The sequence below is a fragment of the Actinomyces gaoshouyii genome (genome assembly GCF_002072175.1).
Lineage (GTDB): Bacteria > Actinomycetota > Actinomycetes > Actinomycetales > Actinomycetaceae > Actinomyces > Actinomyces gaoshouyii.
The window spans coordinates 250,953-266,851 of record NZ_MVIV01000001.1; the positions used below are offsets into that span (position 1 = coordinate 250,953).

Consider the following 15,899-nt stretch of genomic DNA (forward strand, 5'->3'; position numbering starts at 1 on the left):
GGTCACGCCCTTGCCGGAGTGGTCATCAGGCCTCGTTGACGCGGCGCTTGCGGGCTACGAGCACGAAGCCGACGGCGATCGCCATGATCGACAGGCCACCGACGGTCATGAGGATCTTGCCCGCCGCACCCGTGACCGGCAGGGGCGGAACGGTGGTCTTGGTGTTGTCCACGGTGATGTCGGCGGTGGTGGAGACACCGGCGCGGACGGTCACGCCCTTCGTCGCGTCCGCGGTGGCTGGGAGGGTGTAGCCCGCCGGGGCCTTGGTCTCGACGATCACGTAGCATCGCTTGTTGTGATCCGGTGTGACATCAGCAGCACCCGCGACACCCACCTTCTTGTCAACGAACAGTCCCTCAACATTCAGGGTGCCATCAGCGCCCGTCGTGAACTCGCTAACAGCGCCCACGGCGATGGGGTCGCCTTCCTTGACCGCAGTCGAGCAGTCGTCGGCATAGGCGGTGGCGGCACTGGCGTTGTAGACCTGGAAGGTTGCGCCCTCAAGGGCCTTGGAGTTGTCCTTGTCCTGCTTGGCGATCTTGAGATTCCCCCATGTGGAGACCACCTTGTTGCTCGGCGTGCCCGGATCATCGTTCGGAGCGGGAGGTGTGCTCGGGGGCTGGTCCGGCGGGGTGCTGGGGCGATCCGGCGTTCCGGGGATAGTGTCGACGTAAAGGTTAGCGACGTTAGGAATAACGCCGTCAGCGGGCACGGACTTGACATCGGCGGTGAACTCAACGGTGACAGTCGAGCCGAGCTTGGTCTTGAGGTGCTCGAGTCCGGCCTTGGTGAAGGCCACGGTCGACGTCTGGCCGTCAGTCTTCGTGTACTTGTCGGCATCGACATCCGCACCGTCGATCTTGACGGACTTGACCTTGCCGTTCTGCAGGTTCTCGTTGAACGGATCAGAGATGATGAAGTACTTGAAAGCATCATTCGCGCCGATACTCGGCACCTTGGCGCTCACCGGGAAGGTGACCTGCTCCCCGGTCTTGATGCCATGCTTAGTCCCCTCGATGGTGACCTCCTTGGAAGGAGCGTCCACAACGACGTTCTTGGGGTAGACGTTGATGTCGTACAGCCAGTTGCCGTCGTGGCTCGTTGGAGAATTCACCTCATTGTTCGGGAACGGGATGGTGACGAGGAACGGTGCCGCCTTCTGCTTGACAGAGGCAGGCGCGCTGGACTCGCACACCAGGTAGGCCTTGACGGCGAGACTATCCTTCTTGGCCGTCCCCTGAGCGTCGGTCTTGGGCAGAGCGATACCGGCATCGAAGGTGGCGGCCTTGTTGTCCGGCAGCATGAGGGAGGGAGTGTTCCCATCAGTGCCGCAGGCGGTCACAGGAACCTTGAGGTCGCCGAGGCCGTTCCAGGACTCCTGCTTGCTCAGGTCCAGATTGGAAATCGGGTGCACCGTGAAGACGACATCAGCAACCGGAGTGCCCTGGACGGAAGTCTTACCATCCGGAGTCCCATTGGGATTGAGCGTGCCGGACTGATACTTGTGAACGGTCAGCGAGCCAGTCCTGGCAACATCAATATTGCCATCTGCTGCAGTCGCAGTCGTCGCCACAACAAGTCCGGAGATACCCAGGCTGAGGACGCCGGCGACTCCGAGCGCTCTTCTGGAGAAGCGTGTTGCACGCATGAGTAGGGATTTCCTTTCAGGATCTGCCCGGGGATGGGCTGGCACCACGATTTTGGGACACCGTGCAGGCCCTCAGGCTGAGAGGCCCTCGTACCAATATTTGTGGAAGCTTGCGGGAAGCGCCGATGGGAACCGACTTGGGATCAAGCAACCACTCGATAGCCCCCAGATATCGATCGAGCGCCGACTCAGGATGGGCCATCAGGGTCGAGCATATCGGGTCTCCCGCTCAGTGGGCGCCCCGTACGATTGCGATCCGATCGCTTTTACCGCTACGCGCTCTCGTCCCATGCCCACCGCCTTCCATGGCGGCGGCGGACGATTCAGCCGCCACGGCGGGCAGTCCCGCCGCGCCTAGGACGAAGGAGCTCTCCACATCCCTCCGGTCAGCGGCGACGTGGGAACAAAGAGCATCGAGACCGGCCCTCGTCCACGTCGGAGCAATCGCTGCCGTCGGAGCGCAGGCATCGGCCGGAGAGGCTTGCCGTGGATGAAAGTGCTCCAGCCCGCTCACGAGCTGGTCGCGCGCCGGGAGTTGCGCGCCGGGTCCACGGGCAGGTTCGCCCGCGCCCCACCGATCCAGTCGAAGACCTGCTGGTAATCGCTCGGGCCGCCATCGGGGCTGCCCCGGATGGCCCCCGGATCTGCTCCTGCTGTCCTCGGATCAGAGGGCCCCAGGATGGCCAAGATGAGGAGAGGCGGGCCCTGCGGAGGCCGGCGTCGCGCCCCGCAGGCGGGAGCCGTAGAGTGCCGCGGCGCATGAGGCCGCTGCCTCCGGGAAGGGGACACGATTGCGCCCCTCCAAGATGAGGTGGTTCGGCCCGCCGCGCAGCAGCGGCTGCCGGCCCTCAGGGCGGCCGGCAGCCGCACCGCCCTGAGGGCCGGGGCCTTGAGGGTCAGAGCGAGGAGGCCCTGCGTCCACGGCGGTGGGAAACCGCGACTGCTCCGGCGGCGATCAGGAGCAGGGCGGCACCCGCAGCGCTGAGCAGGATCTTCCCCAGAGAGCCCGTGAGGGGGAGGTTGGGGACGGTTTGCTTGGTGTTCTCGATGGTGATGTTGTCCTCAGTGGTATTGCCGACTTTCACCGTCACCGGGGTCTCCGCCTGCGCAGGCAGGACGTAGCCGGCAGGGGCCTTGGTCTCCACCAGTACGTAGCAGCGCTGGGTGGCGCCGGGCTGATTATCACGATTGGCATCGGTCACCGAGTCGGAGACGAACAGCGCATCGATACTGATCACACCCCGGTCATCGGTTGTCAGCGTGGTCTGGCCGCTCACACTCAGGGGGTCGCCCGTCCTGGTCGCCCCCGCGCAAGAGGCGGCGTAGGGGGCGGCGGCGTTGTAGATCTGGAACTCAGCGCCCTTGAGAGCGGACTTGCCACCTGCCTGAGCTCGGGGGTTCATGAGGAAGGGCATCACGAGCCTCTCCAGAGGCGCTGAAGGGTCGTCTTCCAGATCCCCATCATTTCCCGCGTTCCCCCCGTCCAGGGAGTGGGCGTCCACCTTGGTGATCTTCAGGTCACCCCAGTTGGTCCTGACCTCGGGGGAGGTCAGGGGAGTTCCCGGCGGGGTCTGCGGCGGGGTCTGCGGGTTGGGCGGCTGATCCGCGTAGACGGTGTCGGCGATCAACTGGGCCGTGTTCGGGATGACGCCATTGCCGACACTGGCGACCTTCCCCTGGAACACCGCCTTGACCTCCTGGCCGGCACCGGCCTTGAGCTTGGTCAGGCCCGCGCCGGTGAAGGTGACCGTCACGGTCTGCCCCGTCACCACCACCTCATAGTCGGTGGTCGCCGTCAGCGCGGTGCCACCGAGACTCACCTCGGGCACCGCGAGATCGGTGAGGCGGGAGTCCATGACATCCTTGAACTGGAAGTACTTGTAGTAAGAGCCGGCGTCCAGGGCGGGAAGCGTGGAGGTCACGGGGAACTTGACCAGGGCTCCTGTCGCGTAGCCGTTATTGCGCTGATCATCGATGGTCTTGCTGATCGCGATCCGCTCGTTCTTCGGGTAGACGTTGACGTCGTAGAGCCAGTTTCCCTCCTCGCCCGGTGCGGTGTTGGGGTGGGGCACGGTGACGACGAAGGGCTTCGCCTTCTGAAGGATATCCGAGGGGGTCTTGGTCTCGCAGACGAGGTAGGCCTTCACCGTCAGGCCCCCGATCGTGGCCTGTCCCTGACTGTCGGTATCGCCCGAGGCGGTCCCGGATCCGGCATTGATAGTGTGGCCGGCGAGAGTCGGGGTACTGGGATTCGCGCAGGCCGAAGCGGGAATCGCGCCATCCGCGCTCAACGCGGTCACCGCGCTCCAGCCCTCAACGGTCGTGAGATCGATATCGCTGATCGGGTAGGCGGTGAATTGGACACCTTGAACGGGCTGTCCGCCCTCGACGGCGTTCTGACCGTCGGCTGTTCCACGAGTGCCGTCGTTCTGGATGTGCTTATGGATGGTGATGGAGCCGGTGGCGCTCTCCTTGATGTTCCCGTAGTTCGCCTCTTCGGCCGCGGCCGGGGGGACGAGTCCGAGCAGGCCCACGGCGGCGATCCAGGCTACGGCAGCAGCCCGGCTCCCCAGAGTGGAGACGGAGGTTTTCATGTGTTGGGATTCCTTTCATCATCCCCCCGGGGAGGGAGGGGGGTGGAGGATGGCGATGCAGGCGCGAGCAGGACTGCTGCCACCAGCCCCGGGGACGGCGCAGCGCGGCAGGGCAACAGCGCTCACCTGCGATGCGTCGCCCTCCCATGGTTGCCATGACAAGGGGCGAACCACTGAGACTCACTCAGTGGACTCTTCTGGAATCTAACCCAGCTCACGACATAAATAACAAATAATGACCATCCTGTAACCAAAGATATTCATTTGTGACCGGAATTGCCGCAGTTACCTGGCTCTTCCCGGTTGGGAGTGTGGGTTTCGGGTCTGTTGGGAGGGCTCTGGTGCGGGCGGGTCGGTTCCGTGGGTAGAGGTCGGGATTGTCCGAGGATGAAGCTTCCTATGCCGTCCGCCTGGAAGATCTCGGCGTGCTTGACACTGCTTTCACTGATCCTGACCCGGTGGCGTTGTGTTATCCCGACGACCTCGGCCTCGACGTCCTCGGCCAGCATCTGGCCTCCGAGCGCGCCCTCGTGCTGTGCTGCCTGGTCGAGGTCGATGAGCGGTGTCATCGGAGTGGTTGCCATGGTCGTGCCCCGTGACAGCGTGGTGGGTGTGCGAGTTGGCCCACGCCCCGTACCAAACCAACCACCCCACACCCCAACCACACCCCACCCGAGAAGAGCCAGTTACCTTCCTCACGAGTCCGACACCTCGCGCCTCTACCGGGCGGGGCGCACATCCGACCGTCATCAAAGCGGATGAGGACGAGGCCGCCGCAGGGCACTCAGCCGGAAGGAATAATGACGAGGATCCCCCGGACCCTGACGGGTCCGGGGGATCCTCGCAGCAGCCTGAGCACCTTCGCAGTGCGCCCCAGCACTCAAGCGGCCGACCGATGATTGACCGCGCAGATCATCACTTGATGATCTTGGTGACGCGGCCGGAGCCGACGGTGCGGCCACCCTCACGGATGGCGAAGCCGAGGCCCTCCTCCATGGCGATGGGCTGGATGAGCTCAACGCTCATCTCGGTGGTGTCGCCGGGCATGACCATCTCGGTACCCTCGGGCAGCGTGATGACGCCGGTGACGTCCGTGGTCCGGAAGTAGAACTGCGGACGGTAGTTCGAGTAGAAGGGGTTGTGGCGGCCGCCCTCGTCCTTGGTGAGGATGTAGACGTGGCCCTCGAACTGGGTGTGCGGGGTGATGGAGCCGGGCTTGCAGACCACCTGGCCGCGCTCGACATCCTCGCGCTTGGTGCCGCGCAGGAGTAGACCGCAGTTCTCGCCGGCCCAGGCCTCGTCCATCTGCTTGTGGAACATCTCGATACCGGTGACCGTGGTCTTCTGGGCCTCGCGGATACCGAGGATCTCGACCTCGGAGTTGATCGGCAGCTTGCCGCGCTCGACACGGCCGGTGACGACGGTGCCGCGACCGGTGATGGTGAAGACGTCCTCGATGGGCATGAGGAACGGCTTGTCCATGTCGCGCTCGGGGGTCGGGATGAAGGAGTCGACCTCGTCCATGAGCTCCTTGATCTTGGCAGCCCACTCGGCGTCACCCTCAAGGGCTTTGAGCGCGGAGACGCGGACCACGGGGGCGTTGTCGCCGTCGTAGTCCTGGGAGGACAGCAGCTCGCGGACCTCCATCTCGACCAGGTCGAGGAGCTCCTCGTCCTCAACCATGTCGGCCTTGTTGAGGGCGACGAGGAGGGCGGGGACGCCGACCTGGCGGGCGAGCAGGACGTGCTCGCGGGTCTGGGCCATCGGGCCGTCGGTGGCGGCGACCACGAGGATCGCGCCATCCATCTGGGCGGCACCGGTGATCATGTTCTTGATGTAGTCGGCGTGGCCGGGGGCGTCGACGTGCGCGTAGTGGCGCTTGTCAGTCTCGTACTCGACGTGCGCGATGTTGATCGTGATACCGCGCTGGCGCTCCTCGGGGGCCTTGTCGATCTCGTCGAAGGGGGTGAAGGGGTTGAGGTCCGGGTACTCGTCGTGCAGAACCTTGGAGATCGCTGCGGTCAGCGTCGTCTTGCCGTGGTCGACGTGACCGATCGTTCCGATGTTGACGTGCGGCTTGGTCCGCTCGAACTTGGCCTTGGCCACTGGTGTCCTCCTGGGACTCGGGTAGTGCTCTTCGTCGGGATTCGACTAGCACATGCTAGCCGGTCCCCCTGCCAGAGCCACTACAGGATGGTTGTTGGAAATCTTACTGGAATGCGGGCTCGGCGCCGAACGGCCCGAGCGATCCCGGGGACCGGGCCGGATCAGTCCGGCCCCCGGGCTCATGGGCCCCGCGCGGGACCGGCGGACTCAGGCGCCCTTCGCCTTGGCGACAATCTCCTCCTGCACGTTGCGCGGGACCTCGGCGTAGGAGTCGAAGGTCATGGAGTAGACCGCGCGGCCCTGGGTCTTGGACCGCAGGTCGCCGACGTAGCCGAACATCTCGCTCAGCGGCACGTTGGCGCGCACCACCTTCACGCCGACGGCGTCCTCCATGGACTGGATCATGCCGCGGCGGGAGTTGAGGTCGCCGATGACATCGCCCATGTACTCCTCGGGGGTACGGACCTCGACGGCCATGATGGGCTCGAGGATGACCGGGCTGGCCTTCTTCGCGCCCTCCTTGAATGCCATGGAGCCGGCGATCTTGAAGGCCATCTCGGAGGAGTCGACTTCGTGGTAGGCGCCGTCGATGAGGGTCGCCTTGATGTCCACCACCGGGTAGCCGGCGAGAACGCCGGTGAGCATGGCGTCCTGGACGCCGGCGTCGACGCTGGGGATGTACTCGCGCGGCACGCGGCCACCGGTGACGGAGTTGACGAACTCGTAGTGGACCTTCTCCTCGCCCTCGGCGGCCTCGACAGCCTCCAGGGGCTCGAAGGACATCTGCACCTTGGCGAACTGGCCGGAGCCACCCGTCTGCTTCTTGTGGGTGTACTCGACCTTGTCCACCTTCTTGCGGATGGTCTCGCGGTAGGCGACCATCGGGTTGCCGACATTCGCCTCCACCTTGAACTCGCGGCGCATGCGGTCCACGAAGACGTCCAGGTGCAGCTCGCCCATGCCGCCGATGACGGTCTGGCCGGTCTCCTCGTCCAGGCGGACGGTGAAGGTCGGGTCCTCCTCGCTCAGCTTCTGGATGGCCACGCCCAGCTTCTCCTGGTCACCCTTGGTCTTGGGCTCGATGGCCACGTGGATGACCGGGTCCGGGAAGGTCATGGACTCCAGGATGATCGGGGCGCTCTGCGACGAGAGGGTGTCACCGGTGGTGACGTCCTTGAGGCCGATGAACGCGTAGATGTGGCCCGCGGAGGCCACCTCCACCGGGTTCTCCTTGTTGGAGTGCATCTGGAAGAGCTTGCCGATGCGCTCCTTCTTGCCCTTGGTGGCGTTGAGCACCTGCTCGCCCTGCGCGACCTTGCCGGAGTAGACGCGAACGTACACGAGCTTGCCGTAGAAGGGGTGCGTGGCGACCTTGAAGGCCAGAGCGGAGAAATCGGCCTTGGCGTCGGCCGGACGGGTGTCGGCCTCGTCCTCATTGCCGGGCTTGTGGCCCTCGACCGCCGGGACGTCCAGCGGGGAGGGCAGGTAGTCCAGCACGGCGTCGAGAACGGGCTGGATGCCCTTGTTCTTGAAGGCCGAGCCGGCCAGGACCGGGAAGGCCTTGCCGGCGATGGTCAGCTTGCGGATGCCGGACTTGAGCTCGGCGACGCTGAGCTCCTCGCCCTCCAGGTACTTCTCCATGAGGGCGTCGTCGGCCTCGGCGACCGTCTCGACGAGTTCGGCGCGGAGCTCCTCGGCCTTGGACACGAGGTCAGCGGGAATCTCCTCGTACTCGACGACGGAGCCGCGGGTCTCCTTGCCATCGGCATCCTTCTCGGGGAAGCGGATAGCCCGCATCTCCAGGACGTCGACGAGACCGGAGAACTCGCTCTCGGCACCGATGGGGAAGTTGATGACGATCGGGGTGGCGTGGAGGCGGTCCCGGATGGTCTGGACGGAGAAGTCGAAGTTCGCGCCCAGCTTGTCCATCTTGTTGATGTAGCACACGCGCGGGACGTTGTACTTGTCCGCCTGGCGCCACACCGTCTCGGACTGGGGCTCCACGCCCTCCTTGCCGTCGAAGACCGCGACGGCGCCGTCGAGCACGCGCAGGGAGCGCTCGACCTCGACCGTGAAGTCCACGTGGCCGGGGGTGTCGATGATGTTGATCTGGTTCTTCTTCCAGAAGCAGGTGGTGGCGGCGGAGGTGATGGTGATGCCGCGCTCCTGCTCCTGCTCCATCCAGTCCATCGTCGAGGCGCCGTCGTGGGTCTCGCCGATCTTGTAGTTGATGCCCGTGTAGAAGAGGATGCGCTCCGTCACGGTCGTCTTGCCGGCATCGATATGGGCCATGATGCCGATGTTGCGGACCTTGGTGAGGTCGGTCAGCACGTCGAGTGCCACGTGTGGTGTCCTTCGTTCGAGAGGTCTGTGGATTCGCGTCGGCCGGGGCGGGTCCGGTGGCCCGCGAGCGGGCTCCTGCGGGACTGGCTCCCGCGAGCGGCGGGCGCCGCCGGGCCCCGCCCCGACCGACGATGGGCTTTACCAGCGGTAGTGCGCGAAGGCCTTGTTGGACTCGGCCATGCGGTGCATGTCCTCGCGGCGCTTGACCGCGGCGCCGAGGCCGTTGGAGGCGTCGAGGATCTCGTTCATGAGGCGCTCGGTCATGGTGTTCTCGCGGCGCTGCCGGGAGAAGTCGACCAGCCAGCGCAGGGCCAGCGTGGTGGCGCGGTTGGGGCGCACCTCGACCGGGACCTGGTAGGTCGCACCACCGACGCGGCGGGAGCGGACCTCGAGGGCCGGGCGGATGTTGTCCAGCGCGCGCTTGAGCACGGAGACCGGGTCCTGGTCCGTCTTGGCGCGGACGCCCTCGAGAGCGCCGTAGACGATGCGCTCCGCCGTCGACTTCTTGCCGTCGAGGAGGACGCGGTTGACGAGCTGAGTGACGACCGGAGAGCCGTAGACGGGGTCGACGACGAGCGGACGCTTCGGGGCGGGGCCCTTACGAGGCATTACTTCTTCTCCTTCTTGGCGCCGTACTTGGAGCGTGCCTGCTGGCGGTTCTTGACACCCTGGGTGTCGAGAGCGCCGCGCACGATGTGGTAGCGGACACCGGGAAGGTCCTTCACACGACCACCGCGGACGAGCACGATCGAGTGCTCCTGGAGGTTGTGCCCCTCGCCGGGGATGTAGGCCGTGACCTCGATGCCGGAGGACAGGCGCACGCGCGCGACCTTCCGGAGGGCGGAGTTCGGCTTCTTGGGGGTCGTGGTGTACACGCGGGTGCACACACCACGACGCTGCGGGCTGGCCTTCAGCGCGGGCGTCTTGGACGCGGAGCGCTTCGTCGAGCGGCCCTTGCGGACCAACTGCTGAATCGTAGGCACTACGGATTCTCCATCTTGAGTGCATGCTGACAGTGCTGCTGCCCTCACCGGCCCCGCCCCCCAGTTCGCGACGACGCGCACCGCCAACTGGCGAGGCCGGCCCGCCCGGGGCACGGCCCTCGGACGCCCGGAGCCCTCCGGCCACTGGGGCACGGGGAGGACCCGTCGGTTCCCGCCGCGGCAGACCCGCGTGGCGAAGGGAAGACGCGATTCGCGCCGTACCCGCCCGCTGGGAACGGAATGGAGATCGGAGCCCGCATGCGGGCACCGGGGAACACAGTACTCGGGCGGCGCCGGCCGGGCCAGGCCAGCGGCTCCCGCCGGCACATGATCCTCGCCACGCCTCCCCGCACCATCACCGCCCCTCCGCTTATGAGCGAGACCGGTCGATATCACGATCGAAACCGGTCGCGTATCCACAGCCCGACCAAAACGGAACAAGCGCCGCCGCCCCTGGGGACAGCGGACCGGTTTCGGTGCCGTTTTCGACCGGTCTCGGCGATGAGGCAACGGAGGTCCGCGGCTGGGGCAGATAGCGCTCGGCAAGGCCGAGGCGCAGGGCGCGAACGAGCACTGCCTCGAGAGCACCGAGCGCTTAGACGCCGGCCGACGGCGCCAGCGGCTGCGCACCGAGCTGCCGCTCCGGCGGCGCCCAGAGCGGGGTGTCCCCGCGCGCCGCGCCCATGGCGGGATCAGGCCTCGACGAGAACCGAGACGCCGTCCCCCAGGTCGATGACGTCGCCCGTGCGCAGCAGCGCCCGCTGGTGCTGGGTGAGGCGGCGCGGGGGCTCGGAGGGCCGCATGAGGATCGTGCCGTTCGTGGATCCCAGGTCCTCGACGCTCAGATCCCAGTCATCCAGCCTCACCGCGCAGTGCGACTTGGAGATCGCCTTCGAAGGGCTGATAACCGCCATGAGGCGCGGCTGCGGCTCGCCCTCCGGGGCGTCCGACTTGGGCACGCGCCCGATGATGATGTCCCCGTCGATGGGCAGGGCGGTGCCGTCGGAGGCGTGCAGCGTGCCGAGCACGGGCCGGTTGACATGCCCTGTGCGGCTGGTCAGCGCCCCGCCGCACACCCGGCAGTGCGGGGCATGGATCGGGTTCGGGTGCCCCTCGGCGCAGAACGCGGCGAGGACCTTGACGGCGTTCTCCGGGGCGGGCTCGTCCTCCCCCGCGGGGGCGGGCGACGGGGAGTCCGTCGCCGCGACGGCGCGAACCGCCTGCGACGAGCTCTCGGCGACGGGGCCCTCCCCGCCCGGCGACCCCGCTGCGGGCATGTTGGTGAGCGTCTGCCCGTCATGCGACCAAACCTCGGAGGCCCTCTCTCCGACGGTCCCGCTGGCAACCGCCCCTGCAGCGCCGAGGGCCCCGTCGGCCTGGACGGGGATCGGCAGGACCGGCGTGGGCTCCGCGGTGGCGGCGATCTCGGCCTCCGCGTAGGCCTCGAGCCTCTTCGCGGCACGAGTGAGCTCGGACAGGTCGTTGACGGCGGGGACGTCGTCGGCACTGATGGGCTCGACGGCGACGATCGGCTCGGCGGCATCGGACCGCGCCTGCCCGGCAGCAGCGCCCGCCCCGCCGTCGGCACCGGATCGGCGTTCGGCCTGCCACCGGCTGATGACGGCGTCCTCGGGCGCTCCGATGACGGAGAGCACCGGGGACTTCACCGAGGGCGCATCCACCAGGGCGAGCTGCGGGTCCGCGGGCTTCTCGGCGCCCGCGCCGTCACCGGCGTCGGGCTCAGCGGCGGCATCCTCGACCGGGATGGGTCCCGTGGCGGCGGCCCGGGAGGGGATCCCCACGATCGCGTCGATCTCGGCGAGGTCGGCCTGCGAGGGCTCAGCGGCGGCAGCCGAGGCGATCGGCGCGGCCTGAGCGGCGGCGCGGCGGCCGCTGCGGCCGCGACTCTGAGCGGCCTCGGCATCGGACGTGGGCTCAGCGGCGCCCGTCTCAGTGGCGGCGGAAGAATCGGAGTCGTCAGTGGTACCAGCGGAACCCGCTGGTCCAGCCTCCTCGTCGTCGGAGGACGGGGTCTCCGAGCTCGACGACTTCCGAGATCCCTCGGCCAGCGAGCCCAGGGCGACGTAGGATGCCGCGACAACGCCGGAGGCCACCGGCAGCGGGGCGGTGTCCGCGGAGCCGGAGTCGGTGAGGTCCAGGCCGATGCCGCGCACGCCGCGCAAGCGGACCTCCTCCCAGGCAAGCACCTCGGGGGCGGAGATCGTTCGCATGCCCTCGTCAGTGTCGACGATGAGCTTGAGACTGCCGCGCACGGCCGCGGTCAGCTCGCCGTCCTCCAGGACGGCGACGACGAACTCGGGCAGGTCGAAGACGCTCCCGCCATGGGTGTCCATGAGCCCGTGAAGGAGATCGATGAGGGGGGCACCGTCGAGCATCGAGGCCCAGAGCCGGGGGACGTCCTCGACGGAAGCCTGACCGCCGGGAGCGGAGGCGACGGCAGCAAGGCCGCGGTCGCAGATGGCGGTGCGGGTCAATCCAGGGATGTGGAGGGCGGCGGCATGGCCAGGGATGCTCTGCGCGTGCCTCATGCGGGGTTCTCCTTGTTGCTGTGCTGCTCCCGCGCTCGGGGCAGCGTGTCGTGCTTCGTCGACGGAATCGTCGAGCTGTCCACGTCCGTCGCTGCGTCCGGCGCAGCGGGCGGAGCGTGGGTAACGTCAATGACAATAACTGACAATAACTGTCGCATTGTCCTTGCCACCAGTCCCCAGGGCAGTGGCGATCAGCGCATCCGCCGTCTCCTGGGGTCCCTGGCCTCGGCGAATGGCCTCTGCAGGGGAATCGTCATCTATCTCACCACTGATGCCGTCAGTGCACACGATGAGTCGATCGCCGACCCGCGCGGGAATGAGGAAATGGTCGGCGAGGTAGGAGTCCTCGTTGCGGCTGCGGGTGAGGCCGGTATCGGTGGTGGCGCCATGCTCCAGGAGGATCTCGTCGGCGCTCGCCCCCGACTCGCCTGCTCGCGACATCTCAGGCTTCCACTCGCGCCGTGCGCTCGCCCAGCCGGATCGTGGCGCCGATGGGCACGGGGACCATCATGCCGGGTAGCGCCTGGGTGGCGGCGCCGTTGGGCGCCACGACGACCGTGCCGTTGGTGGACTGGAGGTCCTGGATGGCGAGGCGGCCGCCGTCGTAGGTGATGACGGCGTGCGTCTTGGAGATGGAGAAGGCGGGGTCGTCCACGGGCACCGGCTGGGCCTGCGCCCAGGGTCCCGCGGCCACGGGGGCGCGACCGATGAGGGAAGTCCGGCCGAGCTGGACCACCTGGCCGGTGTCGAGCGCGAGGCGGAGCGAGGGCGCGCCGATCCCGGCCTGCTGGGCGGAGGAGCGGTCGAAGACGACGGTGGCCGCGGCGCCGGCGGCCTGGGCCTCGTAGGCACCGGTGCTCGGGGCCTGGGGCGCCGGGGCGCCGGCCTGCGGAGCCTGGAACGGCGCCGTTCCGGCGGGCTCGACCCCCTGGGCGGGCATGCCCTGCTGGGCCTGCGGGAACGGCGACTGGTAGGAGGCCGGCTGCTGGTAGCCGGGCTGCTGGAGGGGCTGCGCGGGCTCCGCCGCACCGGGGACCTGGTAGGCCTGGCCGGGGACCTGGTAAGGCTGCTGCGGTGCCTGCGGGAGCTGCTGGCCGGTCCGATAGGCCTGCGCGAGCTCGTCCGCCGGGGCGTATCCCGGCTGGAAGGGTTGGGCGGTCTCGGGGACGGCGGGGCCCCGGTCCCACCCGCCGGGCTGCCAACCGCCTGAGGCGGTAATGCCCTCAGGGCCGGTCTGGGGCGCCTGCGGCTGAGCGGACTGAAGAGCGGAGAGCCAGCCGGCGCCGGAGGGGGCCGCCGGGGCCGACGGCGCCTGGGAGGCCGAAGGAACCTGGGGGTGCGGAGCCGCGTGAGCGCCCCGGGGAGGGGCGGATGGGGCGTCGACCTGGCCCTGGGCGCCCTCGAAGACGGCGCGGGCCGAGTCCTGATCGATGTAGGTGGTCTGCGCCTGGAGGGGGGCGAGCATCTCGGCGGCGTCGGGCGCCGGTGCGAGGGCCGGCCCCGGCTCGGTGGCAGGGGGGCACGGGGCGCCGTCGGTCGCCGGGGCGGAAGCGCCCTGCCAATCGACCTGCCCCATGGCCAGGGGCGATCCGGCGTCGTTGTAGGCGGAGGCCACCGCGATGGGCTCCTGGCCCCAGGGCAGGGAGGCATTCTTGGCGTCGGCGGCGTAGATGTCAGTGACCCGGTCGAACCAGAAGCGGTTGTACTCGTCACGGGTGAAGAGGTAGACGATGATGGGCCCCACCACGGTGCAGCCGATGAGCGACTGGATGATCTTCTTGAGCAGGCCCTGCCAGCCGGGGTAATCGGGGTAGGACCATCGGACCCAGGTCACGCCGGCGATGCGCATGCCGGGCGTGGCCCCCTTCCTCATCAGCGCGAGGAGCCAGTACTTGATGAGCGCCCACAGGACGGGGATCCCGCCGACCACACCCCCGATCACTCCCCCGGTCGCGTCGGCGGCCATGATGCCGGCCCCGACAGCCGCGCCCATGACGAGACCGAGCAGTCCCATGAGGATGTTGTCGAGCAGGAATGCGATGAACCGCGCTGAGAGCCGCGCGGGCGGGGCGCTTGAGAGATGCGGCGGAAGCAGCCCGGGACCGCTGGTGCTAGGGAGGGTCATAGTCACGTCCATCCTGATCGGCGTCGCCCAGTCAGTGACTGGGACGCAGATTGCAGAGTCAACCGCGCCTCGCGGGCACGGATTCGGATGCGGCAAGCCGACGTCGTCCTGGATGGATGACGGGAGTCTTCGCCGATCCGTGATCCGAGCGTAGCGAGAACCGGCCACTCGCGTTTCCCCCACGAAGGGATGAGGCGGAGCAGGGACGTGGGATATCTCGCCCTCCGCACTGGCGCGGCCCGGAGGGTGCGGGCGGCCTTCGGCCCGTCACGGCCTCACATGCGGGCGGTGGGCGCCGGCACCTTCTCCACGGCGGCCGTGATGACCTGCGTGGCCGTGGCCCCGGCGAACTCGGCGTCGGGATCCATGACGAGGCGGTGCGCCCACACGACCTCCGCGAGGGCCTTGACGTCGTCGGGCAGGACGTAGGCGCGCCCCTGGGACGCGGCCCACACGCGGATCGCCCGGGTCATGGCGATAGCGCCACGAGTGGATACCCCCAAGCGAGTGGAGGAGTCCTCACGGGTCGCCTCGATGAGCGCGCCGATGTAGTCCAGGACGGCGGGCTCCACATGGTTCTCCGAGGCCAGATCGGACATGGAGGCGACGGCGGAGGAGGAGATGACCGCGGAGATCTCCTGGGAGCGGTCAGGGCGGGCGGAGCCGGCCAGCACCTGGGTGAGCGCCGAGCGGTCCGGGTATCCCACCGAGGTCTTCATGAGGAAGCGGTCGAGCTGGGCCTCCGGGAGGCGGTAGGTGCCCGCCTGCTCCACGGGGTTCTGGGTGGCGATGACCATGAAGGGCCGGCCCGCGTCGTGGCGGACGCCGTCGACCGTCACATGCGACTCCTCCATGACCTCCAGGAGGGCGGACTGCGTCTTGGGCGAGGCGCGGTTGATCTCATCGGCCAGGACGATGGAGGAGAAGACGGGCCCGGGGTGGAAGTCCCAGGAGCCGGTCTTCTGGTCGTAGACGGTCACGCCCGTGATGTCGCTGGGAAGGAGATCGGGGGTGAACTGGATGCGCGAGTGGGTGCCCTGAACGGTGGCCGCGATAGCGCGGGCCAAGGCCGTCTTGCCCGTTCCCGGGGCGTCCTCCAGGAGGAGGTGGCCCTCGGCGAGCATCGTGGTCAGGGCGAGGCGGATGACATCCTCCTTGCCCAGGAGGGCCTGGCCGACGTTGTCGACCATCTTGCCGAAGGTCTCGGCGAACCAGGTCGCGTTCTCCTGGGTGATGGGCATGGCTGGGTTCCTGTTCGGGTCACGTGCGAGAGGAGGCTAGGGACGAGAGGGCTCCGCTGGAGCTCAGACCCACTCCCGAGGCGCCCCGCGCGCCAGGCCCGCCTTGTTCAGGGAGATGCGGACCGACTCACAGGATGCCTCCGTTCGCAAAGGATTCTCGCACACTCGCGGGCGCCGACTGCGGCAGACGCCGCCCCACCAGGCCACGAATTGGACTCAATGATGAATGACCAGGTGAAGCACCACAACAGCTGATCGCCCGGAGCGCGAACGATGGCCGTGGGCCGGCCCACGGCCATCGTTCGCGCTC

Annotated in this window: 11 protein-coding genes; all 11 read right to left on the bottom strand. The window is 68.0% G+C overall.

Features of this window, described 5'->3' with window-relative positions; all coding sequences use genetic code 11:
• Positions 1 to 25 precede the first annotated feature (25 nt).
• On the bottom strand, positions 26 to 1,648 hold the full coding sequence (locus B1H50_RS01130) for a SpaH/EbpB family LPXTG-anchored major pilin (RefSeq protein WP_080461948.1): 1,623 nt from the start codon (positions 1,646 to 1,648) through the stop codon (positions 26 to 28).
• Between the two features lie 896 nt (positions 1,649 to 2,544).
• Positions 2,545 to 4,242 (bottom strand): SpaH/EbpB family LPXTG-anchored major pilin, encoded by a 1,698-nt coding sequence (locus B1H50_RS01135; protein ID WP_080461949.1) that lies wholly within the window; start codon positions 4,240 to 4,242, stop codon positions 2,545 to 2,547.
• 260 nt (positions 4,243 to 4,502) lie between these two features.
• Positions 4,503 to 4,826: a hypothetical protein gene (locus B1H50_RS10120; protein WP_143231741.1), complete on the bottom strand. Its 324-nt coding sequence runs from the start codon at positions 4,824 to 4,826 to the stop codon at positions 4,503 to 4,505.
• A gap of 331 nt (positions 4,827 to 5,157) precedes the next feature.
• Positions 5,158 to 6,348 (bottom strand): elongation factor Tu, encoded by a 1,191-nt coding sequence (gene tuf / locus B1H50_RS01140; protein ID WP_080461950.1) that lies wholly within the window; start codon positions 6,346 to 6,348, stop codon positions 5,158 to 5,160.
• A 207-nt stretch (positions 6,349 to 6,555) separates the two neighbouring features.
• Positions 6,556 to 8,691, bottom strand: coding sequence for an elongation factor G (gene fusA, locus B1H50_RS01145; RefSeq protein WP_080461951.1), 2,136 nt, complete (start codon positions 8,689 to 8,691; stop codon positions 6,556 to 6,558).
• A 138-nt stretch (positions 8,692 to 8,829) separates the two neighbouring features.
• Positions 8,830 to 9,300: a 30S ribosomal protein S7 gene (gene rpsG / locus B1H50_RS01150; RefSeq protein WP_006548368.1), complete on the bottom strand. Its 471-nt coding sequence runs from the start codon at positions 9,298 to 9,300 to the stop codon at positions 8,830 to 8,832.
• A complete protein-coding gene (rpsL, locus tag B1H50_RS01155; RefSeq protein ID WP_017177329.1) occupies positions 9,300 to 9,674 on the bottom strand; it encodes a 30S ribosomal protein S12 in 375 nt (124 codons plus the stop codon). Before rpsL ends, rpsG begins: the two co-directional genes overlap by 1 nt.
• 692 nt (positions 9,675 to 10,366) lie before the next feature.
• Entirely contained in the window at positions 10,367 to 12,223 is a 1,857-nt protein-coding gene (locus B1H50_RS01160) for an FHA domain-containing protein (protein ID WP_080461952.1), read from the bottom strand.
• A 126-nt stretch (positions 12,224 to 12,349) separates the two neighbouring features.
• On the bottom strand, positions 12,350 to 12,664 hold the full coding sequence (locus B1H50_RS01165; protein WP_080461953.1) for a PP2C family protein-serine/threonine phosphatase: 315 nt from the start codon (positions 12,662 to 12,664) through the stop codon (positions 12,350 to 12,352).
• 1 nt (position 12,665) lies between these two features.
• Positions 12,666 to 14,348 (bottom strand): RDD family protein, encoded by a 1,683-nt coding sequence (locus tag B1H50_RS01170; protein WP_158082812.1) that lies wholly within the window; start codon positions 14,346 to 14,348, stop codon positions 12,666 to 12,668.
• Between the two features lie 275 nt (positions 14,349 to 14,623).
• Positions 14,624 to 15,589 (bottom strand): AAA family ATPase, encoded by a 966-nt coding sequence (locus B1H50_RS01175; RefSeq protein WP_080461955.1) that lies wholly within the window; start codon positions 15,587 to 15,589, stop codon positions 14,624 to 14,626.
• Positions 15,590 to 15,899: the final 310 nt, after the last annotated feature.